Annotated in this window: 12 protein-coding genes and 1 riboswitch; of the genes, 8 read left to right on the plus strand and 4 right to left on the minus strand. The window is 68.1% G+C overall.

Going from position 1 to position 21,061, the window contains the following annotated elements:
* Positions 1-164 precede the first annotated feature (164 nt).
* Positions 165-2,183 carry a DUF6765 family protein gene (locus N4261_RS25450; RefSeq protein ID WP_261758039.1) on the plus strand — a complete coding sequence of 673 codons (2,019 nt, stop codon included), beginning with the start codon at positions 165-167 and terminating at the stop codon, positions 2,181-2,183.
* A gap of 169 nt (positions 2,184-2,352) precedes the next feature.
* Here N4261_RS25450 and N4261_RS25455 read toward each other — a convergent pair whose 3' ends face one another.
* A complete protein-coding gene (locus tag N4261_RS25455) occupies positions 2,353-3,276 on the minus strand; it encodes an AraC family transcriptional regulator (protein WP_261758040.1) in 924 nt (307 codons plus the stop codon).
* A 249-nt stretch (positions 3,277-3,525) separates the two neighbouring features.
* On the opposite strand from N4261_RS25455, the gene N4261_RS25460 reads away from it, so the two are divergent.
* Positions 3,526-4,041 (plus strand): nuclear transport factor 2 family protein, encoded by a 516-nt coding sequence (locus N4261_RS25460; protein WP_261758041.1) that lies wholly within the window; start codon positions 3,526-3,528, stop codon positions 4,039-4,041.
* Positions 4,042-4,316: 275 nt separating this feature from the next.
* Here N4261_RS25460 and N4261_RS25465 read toward each other — a convergent pair whose 3' ends face one another.
* Positions 4,317-6,254 carry a M61 family metallopeptidase gene (locus N4261_RS25465; RefSeq protein WP_261758042.1) on the minus strand — a complete coding sequence of 646 codons (1,938 nt, stop codon included), beginning with the start codon at positions 6,252-6,254 and terminating at the stop codon, positions 4,317-4,319.
* A 230-nt stretch (positions 6,255-6,484) separates the two neighbouring features.
* The gene (locus N4261_RS25470; protein ID WP_261758043.1) at positions 6,485-7,714 is read right to left on the minus strand and encodes an amidohydrolase family protein; all 1,230 of its coding nucleotides are present in this window, start codon (positions 7,712-7,714) and stop codon (positions 6,485-6,487) included.
* A gap of 200 nt (positions 7,715-7,914) precedes the next feature.
* Between N4261_RS25470 and N4261_RS25475 the strand changes: the two genes are divergently transcribed.
* Positions 7,915-8,706: a bestrophin-like domain gene (locus tag N4261_RS25475; RefSeq protein WP_261758044.1), complete on the plus strand. Its 792-nt coding sequence runs from the start codon at positions 7,915-7,917 to the stop codon at positions 8,704-8,706.
* Positions 8,707-9,095: 389 nt separating this feature from the next.
* Here the strand turns inward: N4261_RS25475 and N4261_RS25480 are convergent, their stop codons facing one another.
* Entirely contained in the window at positions 9,096-9,968 is an 873-nt protein-coding gene (locus N4261_RS25480; protein WP_261758045.1) for a DUF4394 domain-containing protein, read from the minus strand.
* 196 nt (positions 9,969-10,164) lie between these two features.
* Positions 10,165-10,420: riboswitch (cobalamin riboswitch) on the plus strand.
* A 117-nt stretch (positions 10,421-10,537) separates the two neighbouring features.
* On the opposite strand from N4261_RS25480, the gene N4261_RS25485 reads away from it, so the two are divergent.
* From N4261_RS25485 to N4261_RS25505, 5 genes are all read left to right on the plus strand, one after another.
* Positions 10,538-12,859, plus strand: coding sequence for a TonB-dependent receptor (locus tag N4261_RS25485; RefSeq protein ID WP_261758046.1), 2,322 nt, complete (start codon positions 10,538-10,540; stop codon positions 12,857-12,859).
* Positions 12,846-14,486 (plus strand): PepSY domain-containing protein, encoded by a 1,641-nt coding sequence (locus N4261_RS25490; protein WP_261758047.1) that lies wholly within the window; start codon positions 12,846-12,848, stop codon positions 14,484-14,486. Before N4261_RS25485 ends, N4261_RS25490 begins: the two co-directional genes overlap by 14 nt.
* Positions 14,487-14,612: 126 nt before the next feature.
* Positions 14,613-15,563, plus strand: coding sequence for an SET domain-containing protein (locus N4261_RS25495; RefSeq protein WP_261758048.1), 951 nt, complete (start codon positions 14,613-14,615; stop codon positions 15,561-15,563).
* Positions 15,564-15,763: 200 nt separating this feature from the next.
* Positions 15,764-18,154, plus strand: a complete 2,391-nt coding sequence (locus N4261_RS25500; protein ID WP_261758049.1) for a hypothetical protein — start codon at positions 15,764-15,766, stop codon at positions 18,152-18,154.
* A 265-nt stretch (positions 18,155-18,419) separates the two neighbouring features.
* The gene (locus N4261_RS25505; protein WP_261758050.1) at positions 18,420-20,945 is read left to right on the plus strand and encodes an ATP-binding protein; all 2,526 of its coding nucleotides are present in this window, start codon (positions 18,420-18,422) and stop codon (positions 20,943-20,945) included.
* Positions 20,946-21,061: the final 116 nt, after the last annotated feature.

Below are 21,061 nucleotides of genomic sequence, written 5' to 3' on the forward strand. Positions count from 1 at the left end.
AAGGCCGTTCTGACGGGCCCGACCCGTCGCCTGACCGATCGTCTGAACGACCGCGTCCATGACCGCCTGCCCGACGGACGGACGGGCCCGATGCGCTCTTCAGCCTCGTCACGTCCGCCGCCAACGCCTGATCCGTTTCGTCACCTCCACCACAGGGAGCTCCCATGGACCGCGACTTCCACTATTACGGCACTGTCCTGGCCGCAGCCTGTGCGGGCTTCAGTCCCGATGCGGCGCGCGCCATCGGCACCTCGGCCCAGTTCATCGACGACTGCACCGAGGCCCTGACCCATACCGGCGGCATCTTCTCGCTGGGCAGCCGCGCCCGGCAATTCAACGTCCGGATGAGTGACGGCACCATTTATCCCTTCTTCCCGCTCATCACCTCCGTCTACGGCGTGACCACCTGGGCCCCGTCGTCGGACTACGACGAGACCCGACAGATCTGGATGCCGTTCCATTTCCTGCCGGGCAACTTTCCGGGGCAGCGCTCCAAGCTCGTCGAGCTGCGCCCGGGCATCGATGCGCAGGGCGACCTCACCAACGATTCGGCCGAAAGCATTCAGCTGCTGTGCCGCCCGCGCAGTGACAGTGCGCAGAACATGATCAACTTCGCGCGCACCGCCTTTGCACGAATCAAGGGGACCGACGCCGAACTGGCACAGATGGTCGTTGGCTGCGTGATGCATGTCTTCGCCGATACCTACGCGCATCAAGACTTCGCCGGCACCGCCTCCTATGCGCTCAACGGACTGAAGAACGGCTACTCGAAGGATCCCGGCCAATTCACGCTCTATGGCGAATGGAAGGGCACCCAATGGCTGCCCAAGGAGGACACTTTCCGCGACATCGTCTGGCCGACGAATGTCTCGGTGGATTGGCTGAACACCTATCCGCCCTTGGCCAACAACATCGCCACCAGCGCACTCGGCCATGGCCAGATGGGGCACATGCCCGATTGCTCCTGCCTGGCCATCCGCTACCAGCCAGCCTGGTCGAATGCCGCGATCGTGCGCAACAACCCCCAGCAGTACATGGATGCGTTCATCGACATGACGCTCGCGCTCAAGTGCATCCTGAACAACTGGCCCTTCGACTGGAACAACCAGCAGATGCGTGATGACCACATCCAGAGCCTGACCTCCGGACAGTCTTTCACCATGATCAAGCAGCTCTTCTGTCCCGATGTGAAGTCGGCCAATGAGATCCGGATGTACGACCAGGGGCTGTGCGTTCCCTCCACCGAATGGTTTCAGAAGTCCGAGGAACGTTGGGGCGCCGCGCTTGCCAAACTGCTGGACAACGTCCCCTTCAATCCGATCCCGGGCTACAACGAGGCCAAGTACGGCTGGCCCAAGACGGTCGAGCAAATGGGGTCCGATCCCATCCCGCTCGACACCTTCAAGACGCTTCAGTTCTTCAAATGGACCATCGCCGCCAAGCTGCTGTTCCGCGCCAATTACGGTCAGTTGCGCGGCATGAGCAATGGCATCGGCCGCGTCATTCGCAGCGCCCAGTTCTCGACGGCAATGGACCCGCGCCAGTCGGTGATCGACGAATTCAGCCGCTACTGGAACCCCACTGACGCGACCAGTCAGACGCTCAACGACGCACTCGTCACCACCGCCTCATCGGACGAGATGAACAGTGTCCTGCTCGGTCCCTACAGCACCACCGATGCCGACAAATCCAGCACGCCGGATTGGTTTGTGATGCAGCGGGAGGGCCGCTGCCTGAGCTTCTCGGCCACGTCGCGATTCAGCTCCGGCGCCGTGCGCCAGGCCTTCACGCCGACCGTCAGCGCCGATGCCACACGGGCCCAGCCGATCAGGCTGGTTGAATTCAATCCCGACGAGGGGGTGTACCTGCGCACGTTCGAGAACCGTGTGGGCAAGCAACTGTTCCTCGAGTACCCCGAAAGCATCGTGTCGAAGATTCTCTGGTTCAACACCTTCGACGGCAGCAGGAACCAGCGATGGAAACGCAACATCGACCCGGAGTCCGGCCTCTCCTCCTTCGAAAGCGTGCGCTATCCGGGTTGGTTCCTCGGCGTAGATGGCACCGATGTGAAGGCCGTCAACACCGAGGTGTTCTGGCAGATCACGCCCTATCTGCTGAACCCGGTGGTCAGCATTCCCGCCAGCGCACCGCCGCCGGACAAGGGGGTGAGTCAGCACCTCTGACATCCATTGCGGTCACGCGATGGCCGTCCCACAGACCGCGCCTGGCTGGCGTTCCGGGGGACCGGCGGTGGTTCATCTCGATGCAGGCAGCACGCATGCGCCCACACAGGGTGGGCGTCCACACGGGCCCTCGCTGCATGAACGAGACGCCTAGGCCCTGATGACCTTGTCAGTTCGCCGATCGCCGGCCCGCGCTGCGCAGCCGGCCGGCGTCCCTCGCAGGCGGCAGCCCGAACAGGCGGGTGTAGTCCCGGCTGAACTGCGAGGGGCTTTCATAGCCCACCCGGAATCCCGCACCGGCTGCGTCCATCGCTTCGGCCACCATCAGCCTTCGCGCCTCCTGCAGCCGAAGCTGGCTGCGGAACGCCAGCGGACTCAGCGATGTGACGGCCTTGAAATGGGCGTGGAAGGTCGACCGGCCCATGCCGGCGATCTCGGCCAGGTCGTCGATCCGGAACGGCTCGTCATAGTGGTCACGCAGCCAGGCAACGGCCTTGGCGATCTGGTTGAGGCGGCTCTCGGCTTGCGCCATCTGCCGCACCAGGTGGTTGCCCGGGCCGGTCAGAAGCCGGTAGAGCATCTCGCGCCCCACCAGCGGCGACAGCGCCTCGATGTCGCGCGGGGTGTCGAGCAGGCTCACCAGCCTCACCGCCGCATCCAACAAAGCGGGCGTGGTGTCGTTGAGCGCGATGCCCGCGCTGGGCATCTCATCCAACGGCTCATCCAACGGTTCTGCCCGGGGCGCTTCCACCGGGTGGCGCAGCGCGAGATCCGTCAGCTCGGCCGTGTTCAGGTCGAGCACGAGGCTCAGGTAAGGCGCTTCCTCACTGGCCTCGATCACCGCCCCGGTGACCGGCAGATCGATCGACGCGAGCAAGTACTTCGCCGGGTGATAGACATAGGCCGTGCGGCCCAGCATCACCTGCTTGCGGCCCTGCGCGATGAGGCAGAGCGTCGGCTGATATAGCACCGGCATCGGCAGCGTGGGCGATTGCGCGCGGACCACGCTGACGCCCGGGATGGCGGTGCGCTGCATGCCCTCGGCGGTGGCGTGACGACTGAGGATCTCGACAAGCCTGGCGAGCGAACCCATGCGGTACTCCGGTCAGAAAGGGCCAGTGACGGCGCTGAGACGATCGTGCAAGAACGCCGGACGATGCATCTACAGCCTTCGGCCGGGCCGCGACACACTTGGCCTGGCCGATGCCACCCGTCGCCGATGAGATTTCATGATGCCATCTCACCCAGCCCCAGATCCATTCCAGCGGCTGGGCCGAGGCGGCATGCAAGTCTCGCGGCCGGCGGGTGCGACGAACCCTCACCTTGAAACAGGAGAAACCGCATGACCTTGCGACGACATTTCATGGCCGCAGCGCCGCTGGTGCTTGCCGCGCCGATCAGCGGGCAGGCGCTGGCGCATGCGGGTGACACGCCCACTGAACGCAATCGCTCGCTCGTCCGGAAAGCCTTTGAGAAGTGGGCCGCCGGCGGTGCGACCTTCTTCCAGGACGTGCTGGCGCCCGACGTGCGCTGGACCATCAAGGGCACCAGCCCCGCCGCCGGGACCTATGAGGGCCGCGACGACTTCATGACACGCGCGGTGGCGCCCTTCGCCTCGCGCCTGTCCTCGCCGATCCGCCCCACGGTGAAGGGGCTCTGGGCCGAGGGTGACGAGGTGATCGTGCATTGGGACGGCGCCGGCGTGGCGGCCGATGGCCGGCCCTATCGCAACAGCTATGTGTGGATCTTCAAGATGACCGACCTGCGGGCCACCGAGGTCATCGCCTTTCTCGATCTCGTCCCCTACGACGACGTGCTCCGCCGCGTACCGGCCCCCACCAAGAAAGAGGACCGATGAGCCCGCATGCTGTCATCGGCTTGCAAGTGGCCCTGCGCGCAGGGCCGCGAGGTGTGCTGCGCTGATGCGCCGGACGCGCCGGTCAATCGACCGTTCAATCGAATGTTCAATCGACTGCTCGATCTCCGACGCCGGTCATCCACTGCGGCGATGACCGCCGCGCGGTGGATGCCGCTCGGAAGACGAGCGAGTGTTTTACCGCGCAGCAAAGGAAGGCGAGAGGCTTCGAAGCACCCGCACTGGCGACTGCAGCTGCCCGCGCATCCGAACGCCCCCTACCGCGCCCGAAAGATCTCATCCAACACCGCGCCCGCCTCGACCCGCTCCAGCCGGGGGTACCGCAGCCCCGGACTGGCGACCTCCAGCTCGATGGACGACCCGTCCTGATCCACCCGCAAACGCACCGGCCGCGCCGCGCCGACGGCCGCCTTGAGCCCATCCACGGAGAACGGCGCGCCATTGACCTGCCGGAGCTTGGCCCCAGGCGCCAAGCCCGCTCGGAAGGCCGGTCCGTCCCATTGCACCGCGCGAACCGCGCCGGACGCATCCACCGCGAGGCCCAGCGAGAAGAGGTGGTCCTCCACCCCTCGGTCACGCGCATCCTGCGCGAAGGTGATGGACGGCGAGTCGCTGTAGACCAGCCGATAGCCCGCACGCGCCAGGCCCGTCAACAACAGATCGGCGTCCAATGCATCCAGGCGCGCATCGAGGAAGCGTTTCCAGTCCCCAGGCACCACCTGCTGCAAGGCCTGGTGCACCTCGGCCTCGGTATAGAAACGCGTGTCGTCCACCCCGCGCGTCGGCGCGGAGAAGAACAGGCGCACGAAGTCGTCCAGGCTCTTGCGCCCACCGCTGCGGGTACGGATCTCCACATCCACCGCCAGCCAAAGGAGCGCACCGTCGCCGTAGTAGTTCTTCTTGCCGGTGAAATCGGACCACTCGATGCCCTTGCCTGACAAGGTCACCGGATCATGGACGCTGTCCCGCAACGACTTCCAGCGGTGAGAGGCCTGCGTCTGCGCGAGGGCGGCGTCGATCGCCAGATCATCCAACGCCTCCTCCAGCGTCCGCATGCCACCGCGGGCGGCCGTCACCTTGCCGAGGTACTGGGTCAGGCCCTCGTAGACCCACAGCAGCGAGTTCTGCAGCGGCTCGTTGTAGTTGTGCGCCCGCATGTCGGCCGGCACGAACTGGGTGCCGTTCCACGAATGGATGTATTCGTGCAGCGCGAGATCGAGATTGCGCAGATTGCTCTGCGGCGAACGCAGGTAGTCGTCCGGCAGGAACAGCTCGGTGGCGTGACGGTGCTCGATGCCGCCGGGTCCGCCCATGCGTTCATCCAAGGCCATCAGGACGTGAAACGGCGGCCGCGCACGCTCACCGAAAAGCAGTTGCACCTGGGCGATCGATCGGCGGAAGGCCTCGGCGCGATCCGCTGACGTGGCCAGGTCCGCCGGGTCGTTGGCGAAGACATGCAACTGCACCGGCTGGTCCGGCCGCGTCGACACGGCCTCTTCCCGCCAATGCCGGCCGGCGAGCAAGGGCGCGTCCATCAACGCAGACAGCCTCACCGGCGCGATGCGCACGCGGCCCTCCGGTGCGGCCACGGTGGGCAGGCTGGTGGCGGGATGCAAGCCGTCCGGCAGCGTGACTGAAGCCGACACCCAGATCTTGTCCCGCTCATACCCCGCCGGGTAGAGCAGCAGATTGGACCAGCCGACATTGACGATGTGCCGCCCCAGTGCCCGGTTCCCGCCGCGCGGCGAGAGGTAGCGGAACTCGACATCCAGAACCGTCGCCCCCTTCGGCGGCTGCAGGTGGAACGCATGCGGTTGCGATGCGTCCCGCGTCCACCGGACGGGTTGGCCATGGGCCTGCACGGTCAGCCCCGCGACGCGTCCCACCTGGCCGCTGGGTGCGTGGCTGGCGGCTTGCCATTGCGGGTAGAGCAGGGTGATGGCCTTGGAGCCGGACAGCGGGATCTGTTGCCGGATGCGGAACACCTTGTGCGTCACATCCGTCGCATCCACATCCAGCACGACCACGCCAGGAAATGCAGCCGCCGTCATCGCGGGCACCCGTTGGATCGCAGCACCCGGGCCAGACAAGGCCGAGCCGGTGGGCGCAGCAGAGGCTGGAGTCGCGACGATCGCCAGTGCAGCGATCGTCGCGGCGACTGCGGGTGACCGCCGCTTTGCCGGAGATGAATTCATTCGAATGACTCTAGGATCGAGAAGAAGGCGTCGGTGCCGGCGTCGGGCTGAAGTCGGGCAGACGGGAGTCCCACCCTCGGGTCAGGCGATGCCGCTGGGATGTGCCTCGCCATCCACCAGGCCGCTACAGCGCGCGAATGTTAGCCGCGTCGCCCGTGAACGCCGGGGTTCGGCTGTCCCATGGGGCCGTGGACCGGTGGCCACCAGACCGTCACCGCGTCATCGCCGCGTCATCGTGCGGGGGCTTCTGCCGCAGCCCAGATCAAGCGGCCTCCGCGCACCGTGCACTTCACCTTCGCGAAGTGTTTGACGGACACCGCCGGATCGCCGTCCAGCACCACGAGGTCGGCCTCCAGGCCGGGCTTGAGCTGACCCCGTCGGGCCGTCTCCTTCCATCGTTCGGCCGGCACCGTCGTCAGGGACGCGAGGATCTGCATCGGGCGCAGGCCCGCCTGCGCCAGCAGCTCGTACTCCTCGGTGGGATCGCTGTCTTCCATGTAGTCGACGTCGGTGCCGAAGAGCAACTTGCCACCGGCCGCCGCAAAGCGGCCCACCTCGCGCACGCTGTCCTGCAACACGGCGTCGGCCTGTGGCGCCGGCACCTGCTCCTTGACGAGCTCATACCGAAGCAGCTTGAGCGTGGGCACCATGTAGACACCCGCCGCGCGCAGCGCATCCATCAGCTCCGTCGGCCAGGGGCCCGGCACACCCAGCGGCGGATGCGCCAGGATGTCCACCTGGGCGCGCAAGGCCGCCCGCACGCCGTCCAGGTCGGTCGGATGCGCGAAGGCCAGATGACCGCGTCGATGGGTTTCGGCCACGGCGGCTTCGGCAATGTCGGCCGCAATGCGCTTCGGCGGCCGATCGCGCTGCGGCGTCACCAGGAACAGCTTGGTGCCTTCCGCACCGGCATCGAGGTTCTGGCGCACCGTGGCCAAGGCCGACGCCACCGTCGCGGGCTGCGGCAGCTTGGCCAGGAAGGCCGGATCGAAGTGATCGAGATAGGCGGGAAGGCCCTGGGGCGGGAACAGCGGCAGTCCCGCGGTGAGCAGCCGCGGTCCTTTGAGTTCGCCCTGATTCACCCGTGCCCGCAAGGCCAGCGTGTTGTCACGGTCGGAGGCGATGTCGAACGCCGTGGTGAAGCCATACCGCGTCAACAGCGCCGTCAGCCCTGCCTCCAGCGTGGCCGCGGGGGCGGTCTTGGCCTTGGCGAACGCCGCGCCATTGAGGTGCACATGGCTGTTCTGAAAACCCGCCACCACCACGCCGCCATCGCAGGCCGACGCCAAGGGGGGGATTTCCTTCGACACCGCACTGCGTGCGCCGACCCCCACGATGCGACCGTCGCGCACCAGCACCACGCCATCGTCGATGGGCGGCGCATCCGGCGCGGGATAGATCCTCACGCCGCGCAGTGCGCGGACGCCGTCATCGGCGGCTTGAGCAAAGGGGGTGGTCATTCCGCAGCACATCAGGGCAGCGGCAACGCGGACGAGGGGCAGGCGGAGGGTTCGCATGCGTCGCAGCCTATCAGAGGTGCTCGCCCATCTTGGGAAGGCGCGGCTCGGAGTATTTGCTGGCCCATCTCGGTTGATCGCCGATGGCGGCATCGCCAGCGGGTCTCTAGTCTGCAGGACTCCATCTGCTCGTCGAGGCCCACATGCCGCTTTGGATCTACCAACTGCCTGTCTGGCAATTCGGCGTCTTGCTGATGACCGGATGGATGGTCCCGGCCATGGCCAGCTTCGAGGTCATCCATCGCTTCTTGAAGCCCCGATTCGAGGAAGCAGACAAGGGCTTGGCCATGACGCTGCTGGCACTGGTTGCCACGCTCAATTCGCTGCTGCTCGCCTTCTGTGCCGTCTCCGTCTGGGACGCCTATCGGTCTGCGGACAACGCGGTGAGCAATGAGGCCGTCACCATCAGTGAACTGGCGCGGGACCTAGGGGTGCTGGGCACACCGGCTGCATTGGCCGCGCGGGAGCGGCTTCGGGAATACACGCGCAGCATCGTGGACGACGAATGGGTGAAGATGCAGAAGGAGCCCGGCCACCGCGACAACGGCGACCGCATCAACCGCATCTTTCGCGCCTTGCAGACGGTGGAGCCGACCACGCCGGCCCAGACCATTCTGCTGACCGAGATCTGGGCTCGCATGAATGAGGTGCTGAAGTTCCGGCTTGATCGCGTCAGCGCCAGTGAGCTGTCGGTGCCCGCCACGCTGTGGTTCGTCGTCATCGCGGGCGGCGTGCTTTCGCTGATGCCAATGCTGGTTCTGCCCCCGACGGCGTTCAACCGCACGGCGGTGGCCCTGCTCTCGTGTTCGACCGGGCTGGTGTTCTTCTTCATCGTGCAGATGGACCGGCCCTTCGTCGGCGAGCAGAGCGTAAGCCCCCAGCCCTACGAGATCAGCCTTCAAGAGATGGCGCAGTGGGACTTGGGGCCTCGATGAATCGCCCGGCGTTGCCTCACTCGCATGTCCATGGGCCACAACACCTGAACCCGATGCATCTGCCGATCGGCGCGAAAGGGGATTGCCACGGCATGCTATCGAACGCGCTCATTCCGCACTGGCGGGATCGGCCTTCTGCAATCGCGGCGTGGAGCCACTGCCCGTTGCCGTTGTTCACTGCCTGCCAGTGTCAGAGGACATTCGTCGCGCCGACATCGATGAGGGCGCGTCCACCGATATCAATCCGGAAGAACGCCGCCTGAAAGTGCGGCACCGAAGGAGCCCGCTTGTGCGGGCTCCTTTTTTTCATCGACTCGACACCGTCAACGCCGCAGCGGCTGGCGCTTCCGTGCCCGGGGCTCACAGCTGACGGCACCACGACGCGCAGCTCAAGGCTCGATCGCCGCGCCCACCACTTCAGATGAAACGCCCACACTGCCGATGCGCGTGGCCTTGCCGGTCATCAGGTCGATCCGATACCAGGTCGACTTGCCTTGGGACGACACCGCGCTGTAGGCCACGTTGCCGATGTCGGAGAGGTCCAATGTGGCCTTGGCAAAGCTGCCGATGCCCAGGGAGCCGACAGTGAACAGGCGCCCCGTGTTGGGCGAGACCACCGGCTGAACACCTTCCTTCGACCCCTGATGCACCAGCACGCCGAGCTTGCCGTCGAGCGCGTAGTTGGTCGTGATCTTCTCGTTGTCCTTGTTGTAGGTGTAGCCCGCCGCGACGATGCCAGGCGTCTTGTCCACGTTCACATCCGCGCTGTCGTAGACCAGTCGGCCGTCCAGTTGCACGCCCGGCTGGTCCGGGTTCGAATCCACCACCGCCCCGGTGTCCGGATGCAGCCGCATGTTCACGCCGGCGTCATTGACCACACGAATGCGGTCGACCGTGGGATTGAAATCAACGCCCCATTCCGTCGCTCCGTCGGAGGGCAGGGCCACCGGCGTGCCGATTTTTTCGGTCTGCCCGGTGCCGGTATGGATGCGATAGAGCTGGCCGGTGCTTCCCAGGCCATACAACTGGCCGCGGGCCACCCGGTAGTCGATGCCCAGCAGGCGCTCGCCGGAGGACAGACCCTGCAGCGGCTTGGTCCACAGGACCTTTTGCGGCTGCCCCGCATTGAACTGGATCAGCTCATTGGCAGCGGTGACGGCCACCGCCACTTCCTTGGCTGGAGGACCGAGCGGCGCCTCCATCGTCGTCGAACAGGCCGACAGCACGGCCGCAATGCCGAGCAGCGGCCCCCGTGGCCACATGGGCAAGACTCGATTCGCCATAACCTCTCCCTGACAGCATGAGTGGGAACACGATCCTCGCGCTTGCGAATGCGCTTGTCACGTCCCTCACCCGTCCATCGCGTGCGTGCGGGGGAGGATGAGGAAAACTGCGCACTCTGCTTGGCCGCGCGCAGACTCCCCTAGAATCGCCGCCGCTGCACGGCCCTGTGTCGTCGGCAGATCATCAGTTGAAGGTGCCCGGCCGTCTCACGGCTGGGTTAAACGGGAAACAGGTGCGCATCCCTGCGATGCAAGGCCTGTGCTGCCCCCGCAACGGTCAGCGGTTCAAGAGTCCTCATGTCGGCGTCCGCACGTCGACGGTCACTGTGTCCCTCAGGGCATGGGAAGGCGAGGACTCGGTTCCGGGATGCGCCCACCGCATTCCGAAACACGCCGCGAGCCCGGATACCGGCCTGCAACTGCTCCGGAAGCCGCGGGGTGCGGTGCGCCGTCGGCGTCGCACGCCTGTGCGGCGTCGTCCGTGCTCGCCCCGTCGGCCTCCATTCACAGCAATGGCCTGCGGGGACGCGGGCCGATGGAGCCCACCCATGACCCGCCTCGCTCGTGGATTCACCACGACCATCCGCCGCGCCTGCGGCCACGGCCACACCGCACCCGCCCTTGCCCCCAGCCCGCTGGCCATCGCCTGCACGGTGGCTGGCCTGGGCCTGACCGGCCTGGCCAGCGCGCAGGATCCGCCAACCGTCATGGCGACGGCGACGGCGACGGCCACAGCCACAGCCACAGCCACAGCTACAGCCACAACCACAGCCACAACTACCGCCACCACGACAGCAGCGGTGGCCATCACGCCCGGGGCCGCCGGCTCCAGCACGCTGCCCGAGGTGCGCATCAGCGGCAAGACCGAGGCCAAGCCCACCCTCACCACGCCGACGACCGCCAGCCGCTTGGGCCTAACCCCGCTCGAGACCCCCGCGAGCATCGAGCTGCTGAGCGGCGACACGATCCGCGAACGCGGCGACCTCACCGTGCTGGAGGCGGCCAGCCGCGCCACCGGTCTCTCGATGTCCGCTGCGCCGGGCAACGGGGGCACGTCCATGGGCGCGCGCGGCTTCAATGGCCATGGCTCGGTGATGCAGCTGTTCGATGGCACCCGGCTCTACGTGGCGGCGGGCACGATCACCTTCCCCTTCGACCCCTGGTCCACCGATCGCATCGAGGTCCTGCGCGGCGCCGCCTCGGTGATCTATGGCGAAGGCGCCATCGGCGCGGCCATCAACCTGGTGCCCAAGAAGCCGACCCGCACGCCGATTCGGCAGGAAGCCCGCCTCGCGCTCGGGGCCGACCACACCCGCCAACTCGCCTACGGCAGCGGCGGCGCGCTCGATGAGCGCTGGTCCTACCGCGTGGACATCAGCCACCGCAAGACCGACGGTTTCATGGCCCGGGGCGATGCCGAAAGCCTGGCCGTCGGCGGCGCGCTGCGTCTGGACCTCTCACCCTCGCTCAACCTCACGCTGTCCCGGGACGAAGGCCATCAACAGCCGCAGACGTATTTCGGCGTGCCGCTGATCAACGGTCGGCTGGACGATCGCACCAGGCACCAGAACTACAACGCCGAGGATGCCGCGATCAAGTACCGCGACCGTTGGACCCGGCTGGACGCCCAATGGACACCGACCGACACGGTGCAGCTGCGCAACCAGCTCTATCACCTCGACAGCCGCAGGCATTGGCGTAATGCCGAGAGCTACACCTGGGACGCGGCCACCGGCCAAGTGAAGCAGAGCAGCTTCCTGGAAATCGGCCATGTGCAGGAGCAGCTGGGCAATCGCAGCGATCTGCGGCTCCGACAGGCCGTGGCCGGCATGGAGAACCAGCTCAGCCTCGGGCTGGAGTTCAACCGCATCCGCTTCACCCACATCAACGATTCGCCCTATTTCAGCGGCAGCATCGGTGTCGATCCCTTCGATCCGGTCGTGGGCCGCTATCAGGCCGCCTATCCCTACACGCCGCGCTACCGTGCCCGGTCCACCACACAGGCCTTGTTCCTGGAGAACCGCCTGGCGGTGAATGCGCAGTGGTCGGTTGTGGCGGGTCTGCGCCAGGACCACGCGAAGATCGCTCGGGAGGATCTGGTCGCGCCGGCCAACAGCTTCGACAAACGCTTCAACGTCACCACCGGCCGTCTGGGACTGGTGTTCGCGCCCTCGTCTACCCAGTCGGCGTATGCGCAGATCGGCCGTGCGGTCGATCCGCTCGGCGCCTTGCTCACCACCTCGGCCGCGCAGCAGCAGTTCGAGCTGACCACCGGCCGGCAGGTCGAGGTCGGTTACAAGCAACTGCTGTCCGATCGACGCAGCGCCTGGACCGTGGCGGGCTACCGCATCGAGAAGAACAAGCTGCTCTCGCGCGATCCGATCCAGCCCAACGTGCAGCAGCAGATCGGCCAGCAGTCGTCGCAAGGGGTGGAGGCCTCGGTCGAGCTGGCGCTGGGCAGCGCCTGGCGCCTGGAGGCCAACGTCGCGCGGCTGAGGGCGCGCTATGACGACTTCCGGGAGATCGTCGGCGGCACGCTGGTCTCTCGCGATGGCAACACGCCGACGGGCGTCCCGGAGACCACCGCCAATGCCTGGCTGCACTGGCGCCTCCTGAGCGACTGGACCGCCTCGGCCGGCATCCGCCACGTGGGACGCCGACAAGTGGACACCGCCAACAGCCGACAGATCGCGTCCTACACGGTGACCGATGCCGTGCTCGCTTGGCAGGCACGGCCGGATCTTCGCCTCGGCCTGCAGATCGTCAACCTGCTGGATCGGACCTATGCGATCAGCACGTCCAACAACGGCAACCAGTGGCTGCTCGGACGGCCGCGCAGCGTGGAGCTGTCCGCCTATGTCCGCTTCTGACACGGCAGCGCCCCGCCGCTGGGCCGCTGTGGCACCGGCGTGGCCGGTGCTTCGACGCGCGCTCTATCTGACCCACCGTTGGCTGGGCATCGCCGGCTGCCTGCTCTTCGTCATCTGGTTCCTGTCGGGGCTGGTGATGATGTTCGTGGGCTATCCCGCGCTCACCCAGGCAGAGCGGCTCACCGGACTGGCGCCACTGCGCACCGATCAGGTCCGGGTGAATCCGGCCGCGGTGTGGCGCGAGCTGCCGGACGCGGTTCGTGCACGGCCGCCACGCCGCATGACACTGGAGATGATGGCCACCGCCACACCCGAGGGCGACGCATTCCAACCGGTCTGGCGGGTCGTGGATGCGAAGGGACGAGCGCATGCGTGGTCCGCCGTCAATGGCCGCGCCCTCGGGCCGGTGGACGCGACGGCGGCCACTCGCATCGGTCAGGCCTTCTCCCGATCGCCGGGCGCCCGCGTGGTCGAGACCCTCGATCGCGATCAGTGGACGGTGCCGCAAGGTCTGGACGCGCTGCGGCCGCTGCACCGCGTGGAGGTGGGTGATGCCGCAGGCACCATGCTCTACATCTCCGCCGTCACCGGCGAGGTCGTGCGCGACACCACCCGCCATGAGCGCTTCTGGAACTGGCTGGGTTCGGTGCCGCATTGGCTCTACTTCACGCCGCTGCGCGCCGACCCACCGCTGTGGCGCACCGTGGTGTTGTGGGTCAGCGGCGCGGGCATTGCCTCGGCGGTCTCCGGCATGGTGATCGGCCTGATGCGCGTGCGGCTGCGCCAGCGTTTCAAGAACGGCAGTTGCTCTCCGTACCGTGGATGGATGCGCTGGCACCATCTGACCGGCCTGATGGGCGGCTTGTTGGTCTGCACCTGGGTGGCCAGCGGCTGGCTGTCGATGGACCCCAATCGATGGTTCCAGCGCACCGGATCGGACGAAGCGGCGCAGCTGCGCTGGCAAGGGCCGTTCACGCCCGACCTGTCGGCACTCGGCCCACCGCCGCTGCCCGATGCACGTGAACTGCAACTCCTGTCCTTCGACGGGCGCTTGCTGATGCAGTGGCGCGATGCGGCCGGCCACCGGCAGGTGGTGGACGCGCGCACGGGTACGGCCTTCGCGCTCTCCGACGAGGACCTGACCGCCGCCGCTCGGCGCTTCATGCCCGATGCGACGCCCCCGGCGCTGCAGTGGCTCGACCGCGAGGACGCGCATTGGTACAGCCACCACGGCACGCGGGTGCTGCCGGTGTGGCGGGTGCGGTTCACCGATGCGGCGCTGACCTGGCTGCATGTGGATCCGGCGAATGGGCAGATCCTCGGCGTCAGCCAGGCGCAGGCGCGATGGCGCCGCTGGCTGTTCAACGCGCCGCACAGCCTCGACTTCCCATGGCTGATTCAACGCCGCCCGCTCTGGGAGGTGGTGACCGGACTGCTGCTGGCGGCTGGATCCATCGTCGCCATCAGCGGCATGGTGATCGGTTGGCGGCGCTTGCGTCACCCGTCACGCCGTCGCAGCGGCGCGCAGGATGCGAAAGGCGCGGACGGTGCGAAAGGCACGAAAGGCACGAAAGGCACGAAAGGCGCGAAAGGCACGAAAGGCGCGAAAGGCGCGAAAGGCGCTTGAGGGCTGAGGCGACCGGCGGGGCGGTGTCGCACCACCTTCGCGCCTGCACCCATGCCTTCGGTGCGTGGCGCAGGGCGCCCACGGCGATGCGTACCCTGGCTGTTTGCGCCACCGGGGAGCCTCGCCGTGAACGTCGCCGCCACCACCACCCGTACCTGGGACAAGTCCGCCGTTGATCGCCTGCTCTGGGAGCGCTACCACGCGATCCACACGCTGCCGAGGGCCCAGCGCCGACGCGCCCACATGGACCATGTGCTGAGCTGCCGGGAACGCCTGCTCAGCCTGATGCCCGCAGAGCCTGACGAAGGGAGCGGCCCCGCCGAGGACGGCCCGCGCGTGCCCAGCCTGCCCGCCGACAGCCAGCTCAGCCTGTCCGAGCGGACTCGCCAGCTGGAGCTGCTCTCCTACGGCACCGAACGCTGGCTCGCCTTGCTCCAGCAGGTGCGCAACGACCACCGCCAGCGGGTCACCCGCCGCGCCTATCGCCACGACCGCTGCGGCGATCCGCCGTTCCGCGATGCCGACCACGGCGTGATCCACATCCTCGACGTGCTGGACCGGCCCGACGACTTTGCCGATGTCGAGCCCTTCACCGCCTCGCGCAACAGCCGGCGCACCCGGTCCTCCACCTGCCTGCGCCACCTGGAACCCCGCCAGTTGACCGCCGCCGACCTGCGCTCGCCCAGCGAGAGCGCTCTCATCGGCCAATGGGGCGTGTTCGCCCGCACCCACATCCCTGCCGGCACCTGTCTGGGCGTGTACGGCGGCCAGTTGATGGACGAGGTGGACATCTTCCTGCTCGACGACGACCGCTACCTCATGGCCGCGGCCGAAGAGCCCGGCACGCTGGCGGTGAACGGCGAGAACCTGATGTCGCTGATGAACACCTTGTTCACTGTGGATGCCGAGGGCCGTGTGACCGGTCATCCCGAGACTGGCTACAACGTCAGCGGCGAGAGCTTCCGGGTGGCGATGCGCCACGGCTGGCAGGCCCGCATCCATGCCTTCCGCGCCGCCACCGACATTCCCGCCGGCACCGAGCTGCGCTGGAACTACGACCTGGGCGAACGTCGCTGAGTCCTTGTGTCGGCGTGATGACAGATCCGCACGACAGGCTCGGTCAGGTTCGGATCCAGGCGCAGCGCTTCGCATGAGGCGGCACCCCTTCGCCTGAGCCCAGCGCACGCCTGGGTGGGCGCTGACAGTCGCGGTCGGATGTCAGCCATGCCTCGGCCGTGGGGCATCGTCGATCGTGTCACGTCGAAGGGAGTTCCGCCATGGTCAGTTCCGTTCAGAACCGCCAGTCACCGACCGTTCAGGACCCCACCCCGGCCACACCGCCCAACACGCCCGCGACGCCCGCGACGCCCACCACCCCGCCCGGCGGCCAGCCCGGCGGCAGCTTCCAGGACACGCGGCTGAGCGCGCGACCCCAGCGCCGCAACAGTGAAGGGGACAGCGTCGCGCCGCGCAGTCAGTCGCTGCCGCGCAGCCAGTCTCTGCCACCGCCGCTTCAGCGTGACGGCGGCAGCGCGGTGTCAGCCCAGCAGCGACGCCCCTCGCTCGACACCTCGCCCGCCACGCTCAATACCGCCAACACGCCCACCACGCCCCGGGCGTCCACGCCCACGGGCGGCTCTCCCCAGCCCACCACGCCGACCGCTGCGGCGGCCGCCACTGCCTCCACTGCAGCGGCCACCGTGACCGCACCGGTGACGACGACGCCGTCGTCGCCCGCCACCCCAACCGCCACCACGCCGACGACACCCACCCCAGCCCGCGAACCATGGGCGCCCAGCACCGGCCACACCTTGACGCGCACCTCGTCGATGCCGACCACCAGCGCCGCCACGACGACCGCGCAGACGTCGACGGTGCGTCGAAACTCGATCGACCTGCAGGGCCCAGCCACCGCCACGTCAGCCGCCACGACCGTTGCCAACACCGCCACCACGCCGGCCACGCCCCCCACGACCACCCACGTCGACGGCAATGTCAGCGCCAATCCGAACCCCAATGCCAATGCCAATGCCAATGCCAATCCGAATCCGGGCCTGCCCTCCGGGCGCCCGCCGCTGACGAGGAGCCAATCGGCAGAAGCGCTCCCATCGTCCGCCACAGCCGCTTCCACCGCAGAAGTGCCGGCGCGTCGCCAATCGGCCGATCTGTCGACGTCCAGCGCCACGCAGCAGCCCAGCCTGGGGGAGCGTCCGACCGAACGCCCCACGCCCGCGAGGACATCCTCGCTGGATGGCAACGGCAAGGCACCGGCGCTCGCCGGCAACACCAGCAGCAGCACCAACGCCACCAGCGCCAGCACCACCAGCCTCGTCAAGCCGCAGACATCGCCGACCAACGACCCGTGGACGCCCGACACCACCCGGCTGCCGCAGCGCCGTGAATCGCTGCCGGGGCCAAGCAAGACGTCTGGCGGCGAAGGGGCCGCACGGCCTCGTCTCTCGCTCGAACTGCCGCGACCTGCGGCGAGCACCACCACGGCAAGCTCGCCGCAAATACCGTCGCCCGCCAGCGGCCTCAGCGGCAGCCAGGTGCCGTTCCATCCGCTGCAAACCCCCACCGGCCGTCAAGCCAGCGCCGGGGGCAGCGCGGGATCGCCACAGGTGCCTGCCACGCTCACTCAGCCCCTCGCGCAGCCGCCCCAACTGAACACGCCCCCCGCCCTCAGCCCAGCCGGGACGCCCACGGCCCAGTCCACAGCGGTCCAGGGGACCGGCAGCGGGCCGGACGTTCCCCCGCCGACGTCCGGCGGCGCGGGCGCTGGCCAGGAGGCGGCGGCGGCGCGCCCACCCGTCACTCGGGACCAGTTGCTGAGCGCGTTGTGGGCCACCTTCGGCCAGCGCTCGGTCACCTACGGCGGTGGCCATGCGATCGCCCTGGCGGTACAGGCGCTGACCCTGACGGCCGGTGGCAAGCTCGGTGCCTCCAAGGAAACCTTGACGGCCACCGCCTCCGCGATGGGCGGCTTGGCCGCGGCGATCGGCAAGGAGGTCGTCGGCGAGAACATGAAGACCGCTCCGTCGCTGGGCGCCACCATCTCGCTGCCGGACAAGACCTTCCTTCAACGCGAGTTGCCGCGAATGATGGCCGGCTTCAACGACATGTGGACCTCGATCGCCGGCGGCATGGCGGGCGCGGCCATCGGCGCCAAGGTCACACCGATGCTCACCGAGACCTTCAAGGCCCAAGGCTATTCCGAGCCCATGGCCCAAGCCGCGGCCATGATGGTCTCGGCCGTCGGCCAGCGCGCCGTCAGCATCGGCTGCGACACGCTCTCCGACCTGACCTCCACCCTGATGAAGAGCAGGCTCCCCGGCGCCACCGCCGGCCATTCGGTCAATGACTCGGTCGACTATCACACCATGGCCGCCGGCATCGCGGCGCGCATGCTCATCAATTTCGGTCTGACCCTGCCCAATGGCATGCCCATCGCCCTGGGCGACAAGCTCCAGGACGCCAACCCCTTCCACAAGGCCGCCGAAGGCAACTACCCCGCCTGGATCGGCCTGAATTTCTGGATCAACGCCAAGGCGAACCTGGCCAATGGACTGAAGTTGATCGTGCCGCCTCGGGACACCACGAACCCCACCCCCACCCCCAACCCCGTCACCCACCCCACCCCGGATCTGGAGATGGGCCACCTGCGCTGAGCCCCGCCGTGGGGCACGCCGCACCACGGCGCTGAGACGCACCGCGCGCCCGCGCCCAGCGGACGCCGTCCGTCACCTTTCGTTGCCAGACACGCTGCAGGCAAGACCTGGCGCCTGGACGTTGTCACATGGCGCCCGTAAACTTCGTCACGTCTCATGCGGTCCGCACGTCAGCGGACCCGCCCAGCGACCGCCCCCCTGCAGCGCGATTCAATGCGCCACGATCGGCGGCGACTGTCGGCGAGCGTCATGAAGGGCAGATGAAGTGACAAGTCGTTATCGCTTCGAAGGATTCGAGCTGGACTTGGCCGAGCGGGTGCTCCTGGTCCAGGGGGAGCCTGTGCGGCTGGGGAGCCGGCAGTTCGACCTGCTGGCGGTGCTGGTCGCGCATCGGGGCGCCTTGGTCTCCAAGGACGCGCTGATGAATGCGGTCTGGCCCGGCCAGGTGGTCGAGGAAAACAATGCCGCGGTGCATGTGTCGGCCCTGCGCCGGGTGCTCGGCCGGGGCGCGATCGAGACCCATGCCGGCAAGGGCTATCGTTTCGCCCTGCGCATGGATGAGCCGGACACCCCGCCCGGCGCCGAGCCCGCCACCGGCCCGTCGATCACGCCCGTGGCGCTGCCGGCCGCACCGCCCGTGTTCATCGGCCGCCAACATGATCTGCAGGCGCTGGCCCTGCGCAGCGCACAGCACCGGCTGGTGACCGTGGTGGGCGCGCCCGGCCTGGGCAAGTCCACCCTCGCGCTGGCCTGCGCCCATCTGCGCAGACCCGCCTTCCGCGACGGTGTGCTGTGGGTCGACCTGCTGCGCGATGAGGGTCCGCTGCCCGTGGTCAGTGCGGTCGCCATGGCGCTGGGCCTGGAGCCGGGCACCGAGCTGACGGCGCTGCTGGCCGTGCTGCGATCGACCGACCTGCTGCTGGTCCTCGACAACGCGGAGGTGGATGCGGCGCAGGCCGCCACCTTCTGCCATGCGGTGCTGGAGGGCACCGAGCAGGTCAGCCTGATGGTCACCAGCCGCAAGGTGCTGCGGGTGACCGGTGAGCGGCTGTTCCGCCCACCGCCGCTGTCGGTGCCTGCCGGGCCCTGCGATGCGCAGGAAGCGCTCGAACATGGTGCGGTGGCGCTGTTTGTCGACCACGCCCGTGCACAAGATCAGGGCTTTTCGCTCGGGCCGCACAACGTGGCGCCGGTGATTGCCCTGTGCCGCCGGCTGGATGGCCTGCCGCTGGCGCTGCAGCTCGCCGCCGGCCGCCTGGCGATGTTCGGCATCGACCCATTGAGCGAGCGGCTGAACGACCGCTTCCGGCTGCTGACCCGCGGCACGCAGGCCGGCCCGCAACGGCATCGCTCGCTGCGCGCCTCGATGGACGCCAGCCATGAGCTGCTGACCGACACCGAACGCCTGGTGCTGCGCCGCCTGGAGCCCTTCGAAGGCGGCTTCACCCTGGACATGGTCGTCACCGCAGTGGATGACTGCGGCCTGGATGCCTGGGCGGTGGCGGATGCGCTGGAGAACCTGGTCGATCACTCGCTGGTGACGGTGGAGGCCGGCGAGCGGCCGCGCCATCGGCTGAGCGAGAACCTGCGCGCCTATGGCCAGTTGCTGCAGGAGGAGGCCGGCGAGACCGACATCGTGCGCCGCCAGCATGCGCACACCATGGTGCAGTTGTTCGAACGCGCCGAGCGGGCCTGGCACCTGATGCCGGACGACCGCTGGCTGGCTGAATTCGCCCCGGAGCTGTGCAACCTGCGCGCGGCGATGGACTGGTGCCTGATCCATGATCCGGCGGCGGGCGTGACCTTGCTGGCCCGCTCCCGCGAGTTGTTCGAGCTGCTGGGGCTCGCGGACGAGGTGCGCTGGCGACACGCCGCCTTCGAATCCGAGTTGCCCGCCACCTTGCCCACGGCCCTGCGGGCTCGTTACTGCATCGATCATGCGCATCTGCTGTCGACGGTCGCGCCGGTGCAGGCCGCCAGCTGGTTCCGCCGCGCGGTCGCGTTGAGCCGCACGGCCAACGATCCGGCCTTGCTCTACCTCGCGCTGTGCCGTCAGGTGGTGGAGGACGGCGAACTCAGCCTGTCCGCCCTGGGCGAGCTCGTGGCCGAAATCAACACCCTGCCCGAGGGCGACTGGTCGGTCCGCACCCGCCTGTGGGGCCTGGCCGCCCAGGCCCATCTGTGGGCCCTGGAAGGGCGGGGCGAAGAGGCCGTGGATGCGCTGGGGAACTCGATGGCGCTGGCCACCGAGATCGGCGCCGCCGCGTGGCTGAAGGACGACCTGCATCGACTGACGACGGTACAACTGATGCACGGCCAAGCGCTGCGCATGCGCGGCATCGTTCGCCATCTGATGGCCTGCGGTCCGGAGTCGATCCGGGGACGGGCGCTGATCTGCCTGGCGGTGTCGATGCTGGCCGAGGGCCGCGCGGCCAAGGCGCGGGTGCTGCTCACCGAGTTCATCGAGCGCTGGCAGTCCGGGTCGCGTGAGCGATTCGAGCGGGTGGCGCCGGTCTTCGCCTGGTTGGCGATCGAGGAAGGCCGGCATGACAACGGCGCCCGGCTGATGGGCTATGTCTGCCGCGCACGGTTCGATCAGGTGGAATCCGCGTCGGCGTGGCGGGTGCTGGTGGGGAAGATGCGCCATCAACTCGATGGGTTCCGACTCGCCCGTCTGCAGCATGAAGGCGCGGCTTGGTCGGAGGACGAGGCCATCACCGCCGCGCTGGCCCTCGCGCCGGCCCCGATCCGCAATGCCGCGGCAGCCGACGGTCTGGTCGAGGCCACCTGACTGCGACCTGAACGGCGCCCGGCTCCGGGGCGCGACGTGAGCGCCCTCTGATCAATCTCGAGGTGCTGCGGGCGCGCTCGCAGCGTCAGCGCCGTCACGCCCTGCCGAGGCGGTCG

It is taken from the genome of Roseateles amylovorans (assembly GCF_025398155.2).
Taxonomy (GTDB): domain Bacteria; phylum Pseudomonadota; class Gammaproteobacteria; order Burkholderiales; family Burkholderiaceae_C; genus Roseateles; species Roseateles amylovorans.